The organism is Oribacterium sp. HCP28S3_H8 (genome assembly GCF_052064775.1).
Classification (GTDB): domain Bacteria; phylum Bacillota; class Clostridia; order Lachnospirales; family Lachnospiraceae; genus Oribacterium.
Window position 1 is genome coordinate 109,224 of sequence record NZ_JBQHUZ010000001.1, and the last position, 14,474, is coordinate 123,697.

At 46.4% G+C, this 14,474-nt stretch carries 11 protein-coding genes; all 11 read left to right on the forward strand.

Annotated features, from left to right (window positions below; all coding sequences use genetic code 11):
- Positions 1 to 137 precede the first annotated feature (137 nt).
- Positions 138 to 1,346: a rhodanese-like domain-containing protein gene (locus tag ACTNEN_RS00520; RefSeq protein WP_441204111.1), complete on the forward strand. Its 1,209-nt coding sequence runs from the start codon at positions 138 to 140 to the stop codon at positions 1,344 to 1,346.
- The gene (locus tag ACTNEN_RS00525) at positions 1,343 to 2,278 is read left to right on the forward strand and encodes a radical SAM protein (protein WP_441204112.1); all 936 of its coding nucleotides are present in this window, start codon (positions 1,343 to 1,345) and stop codon (positions 2,276 to 2,278) included. Before ACTNEN_RS00520 ends, ACTNEN_RS00525 begins: the two co-directional genes overlap by 4 nt.
- A gap of 43 nt (positions 2,279 to 2,321) precedes the next feature.
- On the forward strand, positions 2,322 to 3,728 hold the full coding sequence (locus ACTNEN_RS00530; RefSeq protein WP_441204403.1) for an NAD(P)/FAD-dependent oxidoreductase: 1,407 nt from the start codon (positions 2,322 to 2,324) through the stop codon (positions 3,726 to 3,728).
- Positions 3,729 to 3,898: 170 nt separating this feature from the next.
- Positions 3,899 to 4,642 (forward strand): Fe-S cluster assembly ATPase SufC, encoded by a 744-nt coding sequence (gene sufC, locus ACTNEN_RS00535; protein WP_441204113.1) that lies wholly within the window; start codon positions 3,899 to 3,901, stop codon positions 4,640 to 4,642.
- Between the two features lie 15 nt (positions 4,643 to 4,657).
- Positions 4,658 to 6,073, forward strand: coding sequence for a Fe-S cluster assembly protein SufB (gene sufB, locus ACTNEN_RS00540; RefSeq protein ID WP_441204114.1), 1,416 nt, complete (start codon positions 4,658 to 4,660; stop codon positions 6,071 to 6,073).
- 10 nt (positions 6,074 to 6,083) lie between these two features.
- Complete coding sequence (locus ACTNEN_RS00545; RefSeq protein ID WP_441204115.1) at positions 6,084 to 7,163, forward strand: SufB/SufD family protein; 1,080 nt, start codon at positions 6,084 to 6,086, stop codon at positions 7,161 to 7,163.
- An 18-nt stretch (positions 7,164 to 7,181) separates the two neighbouring features.
- Positions 7,182 to 8,429 (forward strand): aminotransferase class V-fold PLP-dependent enzyme, encoded by a 1,248-nt coding sequence (locus tag ACTNEN_RS00550; protein WP_441204116.1) that lies wholly within the window; start codon positions 7,182 to 7,184, stop codon positions 8,427 to 8,429.
- Positions 8,422 to 8,886 (forward strand): Fe-S cluster assembly sulfur transfer protein SufU, encoded by a 465-nt coding sequence (gene sufU / locus ACTNEN_RS00555; protein ID WP_441204117.1) that lies wholly within the window; start codon positions 8,422 to 8,424, stop codon positions 8,884 to 8,886. The genes ACTNEN_RS00550 and sufU overlap by 8 nt, the downstream gene beginning before the upstream one ends.
- A gap of 186 nt (positions 8,887 to 9,072) precedes the next feature.
- Positions 9,073 to 11,718 (forward strand): transglycosylase domain-containing protein, encoded by a 2,646-nt coding sequence (locus tag ACTNEN_RS00560; RefSeq protein WP_441204118.1) that lies wholly within the window; start codon positions 9,073 to 9,075, stop codon positions 11,716 to 11,718.
- Between the two features lie 100 nt (positions 11,719 to 11,818).
- Positions 11,819 to 12,439: a YigZ family protein gene (locus tag ACTNEN_RS00565; RefSeq protein WP_441204119.1), complete on the forward strand. Its 621-nt coding sequence runs from the start codon at positions 11,819 to 11,821 to the stop codon at positions 12,437 to 12,439.
- A gap of 94 nt (positions 12,440 to 12,533) precedes the next feature.
- On the forward strand, positions 12,534 to 14,372 hold the full coding sequence (gene typA, locus ACTNEN_RS00570) for a translational GTPase TypA (protein WP_441204120.1): 1,839 nt from the start codon (positions 12,534 to 12,536) through the stop codon (positions 14,370 to 14,372).
- Positions 14,373 to 14,474: the final 102 nt, after the last annotated feature.

Here is a 14,474-nt window from a genome sequence, read left to right on the forward strand (position 1 = left end):
GATTTTATGGAAGCTTATGTGAAACAATAGATATTTTTACAATAAACTGTTACAATAAATTTTTGTTTCTGAACTTTCCATCAAAATTTTATTTGGGATTTTCTTGAATCATTTAATATACAGATACAGGAGCGTGTATGGGATATCTTGCAAAAGAAATTACGCCGGAGGAGCTGGATACCTGGAGCAGACAGGAATATTACCTCGTGGATGTGAGAGAAGAGAGTGAGTTTCAGGCAGGGAAAATGCCGGATGCCATGAGAGTGGATCTATTGAAGATCGCTGACCATGTGTCTAACATTCCAAAGGACCGTAAGGTTGTCGTCTATTGCAAATATGGTACGGTTTCCATGCAGGCAGCAGAAACTCTTGCTGAGGATGGGTATGAAGCATACAACCTTGCCGGAGGATACGGCAGATGGCTGCTGCGACAGATTGAGCGGGACCTTGCCTCGGAAGAGCGTAGAGAGGATATCGAAAAATCCATCCGTAAGAAATTTAAAAGAGATTTATACAGTAAATTTGTAAAAGCAATCTGCGATTACGACATGATCCGGGAAGGAGATAAAATTGCAGTTTGTATCTCCGGAGGAAAAGACTCCATGCTCATGGCAAAGCTGTTTCAGGAATTGAAACGGCACAATAAATTTCCGTTTGAGCTGGTATTTTTATGCATGGATCCAGGCTATAACTCGGCAAACCGTAAAATAATCGAGCAGAATGCAGAGCTTCTCGGCATCCCGCTTAACTTTTTTGAAACGGAGATTTTTGACGCTGTACTGAATATAGAGAAATCCCCCTGCTACATCTGCGCGCGTATGCGGCGAGGGTATCTCTATCGCAAGGCATCCGAGCTTGGATGTAATAAGATTGCACTCGGGCATCATTACGATGATGTGATTGAAACCATCCTGATGGGTATCCTGTACAGTGGACAGTTCCAGGCAATGATGCCTAAGCTGCATTCGACAAATTTCCCGGGGATGGAGCTGATCCGGCCGATGTATCTGATCCGGGAGGATGACATTAAGCATTGGCGGGATTACAACGGTCTTAACTTTATACAGTGTGCTTGTAAATTTACAGATACCTGTACGACCTGTCATACCGATGGACAGACAAGCTCCAAACGTCTCGAGATCAAAAAACTGATTGCGGAGCTTAAAAAGACCAATCCGTTTGTTGAGAAAAATCTGTTCCGCTCGATGGAGAATCTCTCTCCGACAACGATCCTTGGCTATCGTAAAGGCGGAGTAAAGCATAGCTTCCTGGAGTGGTATGACAAAGAGGATCTGGATCTGGGGAGAGCTGCGGAAGGTACTGCACCCGGAGAGGAGCTTTTATGAGCGAAGGCATGACACTAGACCTCTTCGGAAAGCAGGAGCTGGATGCCTGCGCGATCTGCCCGAGACATTGCAGAGTCAACCGGAATCTGGGTCAGACCGGCGTATGTGGTGTAAGCTCTGATATTTATGTCGCAAGAGCCGCGCTTCATTTCTGGGAGGAGCCTTGTATTTCCGGAAAAGAGGGCAGCGGTGCGGTGTTTTTTTCGGGATGTACGCTGAAGTGTGTGTTTTGTCAGAATTATGAGCTCGCTCACGCAGAAGCAGGCATCAAGGTTAGCCCGGAGCGTCTTACGGAAATTTTCCTTACGCTGCAGGATCAGGGCGCCAATAATATCAATCTGGTCACACCGGATCATTATATACCGATCCTGACAGCATCCATGCAGTCTGCCCGTGACCAGGGCTTACGGATCCCCTTTGTCATAAACTGCTCCGGATATGAAACCGTGGATTTGATCCGGAGGCTTGAGGGCCTGGCAGACATCTATCTGGACGATTTTAAATATATTGATGCCGTCAAGGCAAAAAAATATTCCGGTGCGGCTGATTATCCTGAGCGTGCCAAAGAATCTCTTAAAGAGATGGTTCGCCAATGCCCGCAGCCGGTATTTGATGACCGGGGGATGCTGCAGCGCGGTGTGATTGTGCGGCACCTTCTTATGCCGGGGATGGTTCATGATGCAGAACGCATCGTAAAATATCTTTATGAAACCTACAAGGATCAGATTTATCTGAGTCTTATGCACCAGTTTACTCCATTTAAAAGACTTGAGAAGTATCCGGAAATTAACCGCAAGGTTACAGCGCGCGAATATAACCGGCTGCTGGATTACGCGCTGAACCTCGGGGTTACCAACGCCTTTATACAGGAGGGCGGTGCAGCTAAGGAAAGCTTTGTACCAGCCTGGGATGGAGAGGGCATTATAAAATAAAAAAACAGGAGAATACAGCTAGGTGGAAACAATTAACGAAAAAATTAACAATACGAAGCAATATGACGTGGTTATTATTGGAGCAGGTCCCGGAGGTGCGTTCTGCGCCCTTACACTTAAAGAGGAAAATCCTGATCTCAGAGTGCTGATGATAGAAAAAGGAAGAAGGATTGAAAAGCGGGTATGTCCGAAACGTAGAACCAATTTCTGTGCGGGCTGCAAGCCATGTGCCATTACCACGGGATTTGCAGGAGCAGGAGCATTCTCCGATGGAAAGCTGAGCTTAAGCCCTGATGTGGGAGGAAATCTCCCGGAAATCCTGGGCTATGATACGACAGAAAAGCTCATGCAGGAGGCAGATGCGGTTTACCTTAAATTTGGTGCGGATAAGACGGTTTATGGCCTCAACAAGCAGAAGGAAATCCAGGAAATCCGTCGCAAGTCCATTGCCGCCGGTATCAAGCTGATTGAATGTCCGATCCGGCATCTCGGGACCGAAGAGGGGTATAAGATCTACACCCGGATAGAGCATTATCTTGAGGAACAGGGTGTGGATATGATTTTTGATACCTCCGTCGACGACATTATTATAGAAAACGGAGCTGCAAGAGGAGTGATTACGGAGGCAGGTGACCGCTTCTATGCCAAAGAGGTTGTTGCTGCCGTCGGACGTGACGGTTCTGAATGGTTCTCCGGAATCTGCAGAAGCCATGATATTGAAACCTCTGTGGGTACTGTGGACATTGGTGTCAGAGTCGAGGTAAGAGATGAAATCATGCAGTTCCTGAATGATAACCTCTATGAGGCAAAGATGATTTACCATACCCGCACGTTTGACGACAAGGTCCGGACTTTTTGTACCAATCCGTCCGGTGAGGTTGCAACGGAGTATTATGACGACGGGCTTGCGGTAGTGAACGGACATGCCTATAAATCCAAAGAGTTTAAGACCCATAACACCAACTTTGCTCTGCTTGTATCTAAAAATTTCACAAAGCCATTCCGTGAGCCGATCGAATACGGCAAATATATCGCAAGGCTCAGCAACATGCTTTGCGGAGGCAAGATCATGGTACAGACCTTTGGAGATTTCCTGCGTGGCAGACGAACAACGGAGGAACGTCTCTACCGGAACAATATCGTACCGACGCTGAAGGATGCGGTTCCCGGGGATCTGAGCCTTGTGCTTCCGTACCGTATCATGCTGGATTTAAAGGAAATGCTGGAGGCACTGGACAAGGTTACACCAGGTATCGCGAGTGATGAAACTTTGCTGTATGGAGTAGAAGTCAAGTTCTATTCCAATAAGGTCAATGTCAATGAGGACTTTGAAACATCCGTGAAAGGCTTGAGAGCCATAGGTGATGGTGCCGGCATTACCAGAGGGCTGCAGCAGGCGAGTGCCAATGGTATTTCGGCAGCGCGGTCCATCCTGAGATCACTTAACTAAAATGAACGGATTATGTACTTTTTGTAAAAATCCTAGATATAAAGTAGGAAATATCTTGCGGTATGATTTTTCCTGCGCTATAATCCCTTAAGCAGGCTGAAAATGGCTCTGCAATCCTATAATCAATAATTAATATCTGTTTTATTTATGGTATTTTAATGGAGGAAAATATGGCAGATTTACTGAATGTAAAGGATCTGGCAGTATCCGTAGAAGATAAGGAGATTCTTCACGGCGTGAACTTAACAGTAAACCGTGGAGAAACCCACGTATTGATGGGACCGAATGGTGCCGGTAAGAGTACACTGGGCAATGCACTTATGGGCAATCCTCAATATAAAATCATTGGCGGAAGTATCTTTTTTGAAGGTGAGGATATCACCAATGAGCCGACAGACAAGAGGGCAAAGAAGGGTATGTTTTTATCGTTCCAGAACCCGCTGGAGGTTCCGGGTATCACACTTGGCAACTTCATCCGTTCTGCTCTTGAGCAGAGAACCGGAGAGCACATTCGCCTCTGGGACTTCCGGAAGGAGATGAAGCGGGCGATGGAAATCCTCAATATGGATCCGGCGTATGCGGACAGAGATCTTAATGTAGGATTTTCCGGAGGAGAAAAGAAAAAAGCTGAGATTCTGCAGCTGCTTATGCTGAAGCCGTCACTTGCAATCCTGGATGAAACGGACTCCGGTCTGGATGTAGATGCGGTACGTACGGTATCCAAGGGTGTCGAGGAATACCAGAAATCTATGGATGGCGCGCTGATTATTATCACGCACTCGACCAGAATTCTGGAGGCTCTGCATGTAGACAAGACGCATGTCATTGTCAACGGAACCATGAGAGCAGAGGGAAATGCCGATCTTGTGGATAAGATTAACGAGCAGGGATTTGAGGAGTTTGTCAAGCAGTAATTGAAGGAGATACCGATGGCAAAGGAAAAAGCTGAGGTCAGAGATATTGACCGTTCCATGTATGATTTCCGGTATGAAGAAAAAGATACGGACTTTTATAAAATCCAGGAAGGTCTGACACCGGAGATTGTAGAGGAAATTTCAGAAAAAAAGGGCGATCCGGAGTGGATGCGGGAGTTCCGCCTGAAGTCGCTTGAAATATATAATAAAAAGCAGGTTCCGCAGTGGGGTCCTTCCATTGACGGACTGGATATGAATAACATTGTTACTTATGTAAAGCCCAAAACCAAGATGACGGCGGACTGGGACGAGGTTCCTAAGGATATCAAGGAAACCTTTGATAAGCTGGGCATCCCGCAGGCAGAACGGAAGTCTCTTGCAGGTGTCGGCGCACAGTATGATTCGGAGCTTGTGTATCATAATCTGCAGGAATCCGTTGCCGCGCAGGGCGTTATTTATACAGATATCGAGTCCGCGCTGCATGGTCCGTACGCGGAAATGATTCATGAGCATTTTATGAAGCTGGTTCCTCCGACAGATCATAAATTTGCAGCACTGCATGGTGCTGTTTGGTCCGGCGGATCCTTTGTATATGTTCCGAAGGGCGTTTCTGTGGAAATTCCACTGCAGTCCTATTTCCGTCTCAATGCTCCAGGCGCAGGTCAGTTTGAGCATACCCTGATTATCGTGGATGAGGGTGCACAGTTGCACTTTATCGAGGGATGCTCGGCTCCAAAATACAATATTGCCAACCTGCATGCAGGATGTGTGGAGCTTTTTGTCGGTAAAAACGCGAAGCTCCGTTACTCCACCATTGAAAACTGGTCCAAGAACATGTATAACCTCAACACCAAGCGTGCCATTGTTGATGAAGGCGGCGTGATGGAGTGGGTTTCCGGTTCCTTCGGGTCACATGTTTCCTATTTGTACCCTATGACGATTTTAAATGGCAAGGGTGCACGTATGGAGTTCACCGGTGTTACATTTGCAGGCAAGGGTCAGAATCTGGATACCGGTGCCAAGGTGGTACATAACGCTGAGGATACCAGTTCCTATATCAGCACACGGTCCATTTCCAAGGACGGCGGAATCAGCACATATCGTTCTTCAGTAGTCATCAACAATAAGGCCAAAAACAGTAAATCCTCTGTTTCCTGCCAGTCTCTGATGCTGGATGATATTTCAAGATCCGATACAATCCCGGCTATGGATGTAAGGACACAGCAGGCAGATGTGGGACATGAGGCCAAGATCGGACGGATTTCCGATGAAGCGGTATTTTACCTTATGTCGAGAGGTATTTCCGAGGAAGATGCTCGCGCGCTGATTGTTTCCGGCTTTGCAGACAATGTTTCCAAGGCACTGCCACTCGAGTATGCTGTTGAAATGAACAACCTCATCCGTCTGGAGATGAAGGGTGCAATCGGATAAGGAGGCAGAAATGGAAAAAGAAAATTTACTTGTAAATGTGCTTCCTTCTCCAACCTACAACTGGCTTAAGATGAATGAGGCTAAGGTTCAGGTTCCGGAGGTGCTTAAGGAAGGAAATCCGATCGTGGAGAGACCTGTCTGCATCGCAGCTTCTGCGGTTTCCTACCAGGAAATGCAGGACATTGCCGGCGGTATGGGCTATGATATGGATAAGCTTGTAAGGGATGCAGGAGTAGATGTACTTAAGCTTCATGCTGGAGAGGGTGTCAAGGCTTCCCAGCCGGTGCAGGTGAGATTTGCATATCAGCAGGAAGACAACCTTTTAAATGCGGTTTTGATTGAGGCGGAGGACAACAGCGAGCTTACTGTTGTGATGGATTTTTACGCGCCGGAGGATGCGCATGGCTTTGCCGGAGTGCAGACCAAAATCCGGCTTGGTAAAAATGCCGTTGTAAGACTCATACAGGTACAGAGACTTGGTCAGGGATTCCGCTTCTTTAATGATATAGGCAGCGTTACCGCGGAAGGTGCTTCCTTTGAGCAGATTGAGCTGATCCAGTCCGGTACAGAAACGTACCACGGTTCCAGAACAGACCTTCTCGGTGCACATAGTACTTTAAAGACGGACATTGCCTACCTCTTAAAGAATGATGACCATCTGGATATGAACTACATTGCAAACCACATTGGCAGAAAAACCAACTGCAGCATTAATGTAAATGGTGTCCTGAGAGACACCTCCAGTAAGCTGTTCCGTGGAACTATTGATCTCAGAAAGGGAGCCAAGGGTGCTGTAGGCAACGAGATGGAGGATGTGCTTCTGATGGATGATCACGTGGTCAATCAGACGATCCCTGTGATCCTCTGTGATGAAGAGGATGTGGAAGGTAACCATGGCGCTACCATCGGCAGAATCGACGAGGGACTTTTGTTCTATCTCGAGTCCAGAGGCATGAGCCGGAACGAGGTTTATGAGATGATGGCAGAGGCAAGAATTGATGCAGTGATCAATCAGATTTCGGACGCAGAGACCCGGGAAACGGTATACAAGCATCTGACAGGACATGGCGCTGTGAAGTTTGCAGATTAAGTCAGAAGGGGAGAAACCATGCAGGAAATTTCAAGAGAACAACGGCAGCTTGAGGATCAGAAGATTCTGTCAAAATTTTTGATTTTCAAGTCTGCGGATTTTACATATCTTGACAATGCGGCAACCACGCAGAAGCCGGAATGTGTTCTGCAGGCAATGAACAATTATTACCGGACGCAGAACGCCAATCCGCTCCGTGGACTGTATAAGCTTTCCATCGCCGCAACGGATGCATATGAGGATGCAAGGGAAGAGGTTCGGAAATTCCTCAATGCGGAAAGCACAGAGGAAATTGTATTCACAAGAAATGCTACCGAGAGTCTTAATCTTGTTGCCTACAGCTATGGCAGAGCTTTCATAAAAGAGGGTGACGAAATTGTCATCACAATTATGGAGCATCACAGCAATATGCTTCCATGGCAGCAGCTGGCAAAGGAAAAGGGTGCGAAGCTTACATACATCATGCCGGAAGAGGATGGAACCATCACAGAAGAGGTGTTCCGTTCCTATATGAATCCGCATGTCAAGCTTGTAGCAATGACACAGGTTTCTAATGTACTTGGCTGCCGCAACGATGTAAAGACCTTTGCAAGGATTGCACATGAAAACGGCGCGGTATTTGTCTGTGACGGCGCACAGTCCGTCCCTCACATCAAGGTGGATGTACAGGATCTCGATGTAGACTTTCTGGCTTTTTCCGGTCATAAGATTTACGGACCGATGGGCATCGGCGCATTTTATGGCAAGAAAGAGCTTCTGGACAAGATGCCGCCGTTCCTTTTTGGCGGTGAGATGATTGAGTACGTCACAACGGAGGGCGCCACCTGGAATGAGCTTCCGCATAAGTTTGAGGCTGGTACGGTGAATGCCGGCGGGGCGGTTGGACTCGGAGAAGCGCTTAGATATGTGAGCTCCATCGGTATGGACCGGATCGAGGAGCGGGAGGCACATCTTACAAAGCTTCTGATGGAAGAAATGAAAAAGGTTCCGCATGTGCATATTCTGGGATCACAGGATCCTGAGAAGCACTACGGAATCGTTACATTCACCATAGATGGAGTGCATCCGCATGATATCGCGGCAATTTTTGATGAGCATAATGTAGATATCCGGGCAGGTCATCACTGCGCGCAGCCGTTGATGAAATTCTGCGGAACTCCGAGCACGACGCGAGCAAGCATCGGTCTTTACAATACGGAAGAAGATATTTACAAGTTTATTGAAGCGCTGAAACTGATCCGAGGTGAAATGGGGTACAATGGCTAATACATTTTATAATGAGGTTCTGACTGATCACAATATTCATCCGACACATAAGTATAAGATGCAGGATGCAACGTATTCGCTGGAGGGTGTAAATCCGAGCTGCGGAGATGATATTGTGCTGTATCTTAAGGTAAACGACCAGGGCGTCATTGATGAGGCGTCCTTTGACGGAGATGGCTGCGCGATTTCGCAGGCAAGCGCGGACATGATGTGCGATCTGATTTCCGGCAGGAGCAAGGATGAGGCACTGCATCTGTCAGAAATTTTCCTGCGAATGATTAAGGGTAAGATTACCGATGAGGAGAAGGATGAACTTGAGGAAGCAGGGATCCTTGAGGATATCTCCCATATGCCTGCACGTGTAAAATGCGCGGTTCTCGGCTGGCATACGATGGATGAAATTTTTAAGGATGCTGACAATGGCAAGGTAGATCAGTATTCCGGAAAATTTGATTAAATCAATTGTTTCTTAAGGCTTATAAGCAGCAGTGGGATATATCGTTTCCTCCTGCTGCTTATTTTTTGAATTTTTTAAATTTTTCTCTTTTTTATGACAATATACGGATACGCTTGAAAGTAAAAATTCTCTTGGATATAATGTATCCGTATTATTTTGGCTGGAGAAGATAAAGCAGGCATATATATGAATTTTACCAGATACCATATTGAAAGCACACTTGACAATCTGGATAGCAAAAAGCTTAAGATCGGACATAAAATACAGCATGTCGCAGCGATGGCAGTGGTGATTCTGCTCCTGTCAGGAGTCGTTTTAGGTGCTGCTCTTGGATTTGGTATGTTCCGGGGAATACTGGATTCCGCGCCGGATATTCATTCAATTCATGTAATGCCGACTGCCTATGCTACCCGCACCTATGACCGGGATGGAAATCTCACTGCTACACTTGTTACCGAAGGCTCGAACCGTGAAAAGGTGAGCTTTGAGGAAATCCCGACGGATATGATCAATGCCTTTGTTGCGATTGAGGATGAACGATTCTGGGATCATAATGGTATCGACATGAAATCCATTTTGAGGGCTATACATGGAGTTTTTACAGATGATGACTCCGCCGGCGGCGGATCCACACTTACGCAGCAGCTCATTAAAAATAATGTCTTTGGCGGTGGACTTCATGAAGGTAAGTTTGAGAAGTATATCCGTAAATTCCAGGAGCAGTATCTTGCGCTTGAGCTTGAAAATCAGCCGGGAGTAGATAAGCAGACGGTAAAGAAAAACATCATCACTGCTTACTTAAATACGATTAATCTCGGATCCAATACCCTTGGAGTAAAGGTAGCTTCTCGGAGATACTTTGATAAAGAGGTATCAGATCTTACATTATCGGAGTGTGCTGTCATTGCGTCCATTACGCAGAATCCTTCGGCGTTAAATCCAATCACCCATCCGGAAGCCAATAATGAAAGACGCAAGAGAGTTCTTTCTAATATGAAAGAACAGGGATATATCACAGATGCACAGTACAAGGAAGCACTTGCGGACAATGTATATGACAGAATCAAGGATGTCGATGTACATACCAAGGAAGTGGATAAACCATACTCTTACTTTACAGACGAGCTGACTGCACAGGTGATCCAGGAGCTGCAGGACCGTCTCGGCTATACCAAGGAGGAGGCGAGAAATCTGCTCTATGCCGGAGGCTTGTCGATCTACACTACGCAGGATCCAAAAATCCAGGCGATTGTCGATGAGGAGGTCAATGATCCTGCAAATTATGATTCCGTTAAGTATTCGGTAGACTGGAGACTTACCGTACGGCATAAGGATGGCTCAATCGTAAATTACTCAGAGAAGGATCTGCTGCGTTACATGCGTGAGATCCTGGGAATGAACTTTAACGGTCTTTTTCTGCAACAGGATTCTGCCAAGGAATACATAAAGAAATATAAAGCACAGCTTCTCTCGGATACGGATGAAATTGTCGGAGAGACGTATAATACCCGTCTGGAGCCGCAGGTTTCCGTTGTCCTGATGGACCCGCATACCGGAGAAGTGCTGGCAATTAACGGTGGCCGTGGAGAGAAAACGCAGTCTCTTACACTAAACCGTGCAACCAATACACTTCGTCAGCCCGGATCTACCTTTAAGGTGTTATCTGCCTTTGCGCCGGCGATTGATAAGTATGGTGCAACCCTGGCAACCCCGTATTACGACGCGGAATATACCATCGGCGACAAGACATTTAAAAACTGGTACAGCGGCGGTTACCTTGGCTATCAGACGATCCGCGATGGTATTCAGTATTCACTTAATATTGTTGCTGTACGGTGTCTCATGGAAACCGTACAGCCTGTTAATGGTCTTGCCTATGCGAGATCCCTCGGTATTACATCTCTTTTGGACACGGATGCCAACCCCGCGCTGGCACTGGGAGGCCTTACTTATGGAGTTTCCAATCTGGAGCTGACACAGGCATTTTCCTGTATTGCGAATGGAGGCAAGCTTAATAAAGCAAAATTCTTTACTAAGATTCTTGATCAGGATGGCAAGGTGCTGATTGATACCACAGAGGATACACCCAAGCAGGTGGTGCAGCTGGAAACAGCATATCTTTTGACTTCCGCCATGGAAGGCTCCATGCTGCCAAACAAGGCCTTTGCCAATGGACTAACTGTGCGGTCCACATCTACCAGAGCACATTTTGATGGTATGAGTCTGGCGGGAAAATCCGGAACCACAACAAATAATGTAGATGTCTGGTTTGAAGGCTTTTCTCCATATTACATCACCGGCATTTGGGCAGGCTGCGATGAAAATCAGTCGCTGAATGATAAGAAGACCGGTGAATACAATGGCGGTACAGGCTTTCACAAGGATATATGGAAAAAAATCATGAGCAGGGTGCATGAGGGACTCCCGGATCCAGGATTTACAAAGCCTGCTGATATCGTAGAGGCGGAGGTTTGCCGGAAATCAGGGAAGCTTCCGATCCGGGGCTGCAGCAACGATTACAGAGGAAGTGCAGTTATCACAGAATACTTTAAAAAGGGTACGGTGCCTATCGAAGACTGCGATGTGCATTATAAGTGGGGAGGTATTAAACTTCCTGAGGATGAGGAGGATAAGCAGACGGATGATCGCGATTACTCCTACCGTAGTTCACCTGAAGTGTCCGATCACAGTAGTAATGAAAGTGCTGTAATTGATGATGCAGGTCCGGTGACAGAGACGGAGCATGAGACAGAGGAAATCTCTGATGATGGCCCCGGTACCGTACAGGAAGAGCATGATGCAGATGATGCGGAGCATGGCGAGGAAGGCTGAAGATTTATATGATTTATGAAGTTAGAAATTCCCCATAATAAAAGACTGTACTTTTTCATCTAAACAGGGTTCATACGCTCTCGGCAAAGAAAGAGGAAGGATGGCAGCAAAATACATAAAAGAAGCCGCGGATGGCTTTTATGAAGAAAAAAAGTCACGCTTTATCAGTACGATTTTTCCGCTTTCCACAGAGGAAGACGCACTTGCCAGGATACAGGAGGTGCGCAAAAGGTACTATGATGCAAGGCATCACTGTTTTGCTTATGTGATTGGCGCCAAAAATGAGATTTCCAGACAATCGGATGATGGGGAGCCATCACAGACTGCCGGGATGCCGATTCTCAGCGTACTGCTTGGCAATGACATTCATAATGCGCTTATTATTGTCACGCGATATTTCGGCGGTACTCTGCTTGGTACAGGCGGACTTGTACGTGCGTATACCAGTGCAGCTAAGGACGCGGTGGAGCATGCAGAGCTTTTAACACTGCAGAACGGCTTTAGAGTGAGTGGAGAAATTCCGTATACGCTGGTCGGAAAAATTAAGTATATGGCAGAGACTATGCAGATCCGCGAAGAAAGCAGCGAATATACAGACAAAGTGAAGATGACGTGGCTGGTTCCGGAGGAAAAGAAAGAACAATTTGAGACACAGATCAGAGAACTCAGCGGTGGTAGTGTTTCTCTTGCAATGGATAAAGCGCAGTGGTATAATTTGTAAGGTTTTTTTTCCGGAGGGGCTGATTTACGGAAATTCCGGTGATTCTGTCCTGATTTATATAGAAAACTTGTTATTTAGATACAAGGAGAATTGAATGAAAGAAAAAAGAGAGAATATTAGAAACATTGCGATTATTGCCCATGTCGATCACGGTAAGACAACTCTGGTTGATGAGCTTCTGAAGCAGTCCGGTGTATTTAGAGATAACCAGGAGGTTGGAGTAAGAGTCATGGACTCCAATCCGATCGAGCGTGAGAGAGGCATCACGATTCTCTCTAAAAACACTGCTGTTACGTATAAGGGTACAAAGATCAATATTGTCGATACTCCCGGTCATGCGGATTTCGGAGGAGAGGTAGAGCGTATCCTTAAAATGGTAAATGGTGCGATCCTCCTTGTCGATGCCTTTGAGGGACCGATGCCGCAAACCCGTTTCGTATTACAGAAAGCGCTGGATCTCAGGCTTCCAGTTCTGGTTGTAATTAATAAAATAGATAAGCCACAGGCACGTCCGCTCGAGGTAGAGGATGAGGTTCTGGAGCTTATGATGGATCTCAATGCATCGGATGAACAGCTGGACTGCCCGTTCCTTTTTGCTTCCTCCAAGCAGGGCTTTGCCAAGAAGCATCTGGAGGATCCGGATGTAGACATGCAGCCGCTCTTTGATACAATTCTGGACTGGATTCCGGCACCGGAGGGTGATCCGGATCAGCCGACGCAGATGCTGGTATCGACGATTGACTACAATGAGTTTGTCGGCAGAATCGGTATTGGAAAGATTGAAAATGGTTCCATCCGTGTAAATCAGGATGCGCTGGTTATCAACCACCACGATAAGACGAAACGTCAGAAGGTAAGAATTACAAAGCTTTATACCTTTGACGGACTGAAACGGGTAGATGTTCCGGAGGCTTCCTTTGGTGAAATCGTTGCAGTATCCGGTATTGAAGACCTGCATGTTGGAGATACCATCTGTACTGAGGCAAATCCTGTTGCCATCCCATTCCAGAAAATATCCGATCCGACCATTTCCATGGATTTCATGGTAAATGATTCGCCTCTGGCAGGTACAGAAGGCAAGTATGTGACTTCCAGACATATCCGCGACAGACTGTACCGCGAATTAAATACCGATGTTTCTCTGAGAGTCGAGGATACCGATTCCGCGGATACCTTTAAGGTTTCCGGTCGAGGAGAGCTGCATCTTTCTGTTCTGATTGAGGAAATGAGACGTGAGGGCTATGAATTTGCGGTTTCCAAGGCAGAGGTTATCATGAAAACCGATGAGCAGGGACGTAAGCTCGAGCCTATGGAGATTGCTTACATAGACGTTCCGGATGAGTGCACGGGTACCGTCATTCAAAAGCTTACGCAGAGAAAGGGTGTCCTCAATGGCATGAGCTCTCTTGCAACAGGCTATACAAGACTTGAATTTGAAATTCCTTCCAGAGGACTGATCGGTTACCGTGGTGAATTTATGACCGATACCAAGGGAAATGGTATCCTTAATACAGAGTTTGAGGAATACGGTCCATACAAGGGAGAACTCAGCTACCGTCATAATGGATCTCTGATTGCCTTTGAGGCTGGAGAAGCAGTAACCTATGGTCTGTTTAATGCGCAGAACCGCGGAACCTTATTTATCGGACCCGGTGAAAAGGTCTATGGTGGTATGGTAATTGGTCAGAGCCCGAAATCTGAGGACATTGAGGTGAATGTCTGCAAGACCAAGCATCTCACCAATACCCGTACATCCTCCTCGGATGAAGCACTTAAGCTGGTTCCACCTAAAAAGATGTCTCTTGAGCAGGCAATCGATTTTATTGATACCGATGAGCTTCTGGAGGTTACTCCGGAGAATCTGCGTATCCGTAAAAAGATCCTTGATCCTGTACTTAGAAAGAGAGCAGGTTTTGCCAGAAAACAAGGCTGATTAAAATAACAGAAATCTGCAGGAGACCGCAAATTCCGGTCGCCTGCATTTCAATATTTGTGTATAATACAATAAAAAGTTTCTAAGATATTTATCGGACTT

What these genes read in the sequence shown, in the direction of transcription:
- ACTNEN_RS00520 (WP_441204111.1), top strand. Translation starts at nt 138, where the DNA reads ATGGGATATCTTGCAAAAGAAATTACGCCGGAGGAGCTGGATACCTGG.
- ACTNEN_RS00525 (WP_441204112.1), top strand. Translation starts at nt 1,343, where the DNA reads ATGAGCGAAGGCATGACACTAGACCTCTTCGGAAAGCAGGAGCTGGAT.
- sufC (WP_441204113.1), top strand. Translation starts at nt 3,899, where the DNA reads ATGGCAGATTTACTGAATGTAAAGGATCTGGCAGTATCCGTAGAAGAT.
- sufB (WP_441204114.1), top strand. Translation starts at nt 4,658, where the DNA reads ATGGCAAAGGAAAAAGCTGAGGTCAGAGATATTGACCGTTCCATGTAT.
- ACTNEN_RS00545 (WP_441204115.1), top strand. Translation starts at nt 6,084, where the DNA reads ATGGAAAAAGAAAATTTACTTGTAAATGTGCTTCCTTCTCCAACCTAC.
- ACTNEN_RS00550 (WP_441204116.1), top strand. Translation starts at nt 7,182, where the DNA reads ATGCAGGAAATTTCAAGAGAACAACGGCAGCTTGAGGATCAGAAGATT.
- sufU (WP_441204117.1), top strand. Translation starts at nt 8,422, where the DNA reads ATGGCTAATACATTTTATAATGAGGTTCTGACTGATCACAATATTCAT.
- ACTNEN_RS00560 (WP_441204118.1), top strand. Translation starts at nt 9,073, where the DNA reads ATGAATTTTACCAGATACCATATTGAAAGCACACTTGACAATCTGGAT.
- ACTNEN_RS00565 (WP_441204119.1), top strand. Translation starts at nt 11,819, where the DNA reads ATGGCAGCAAAATACATAAAAGAAGCCGCGGATGGCTTTTATGAAGAA.
- typA (WP_441204120.1), top strand. Translation starts at nt 12,534, where the DNA reads ATGAAAGAAAAAAGAGAGAATATTAGAAACATTGCGATTATTGCCCAT.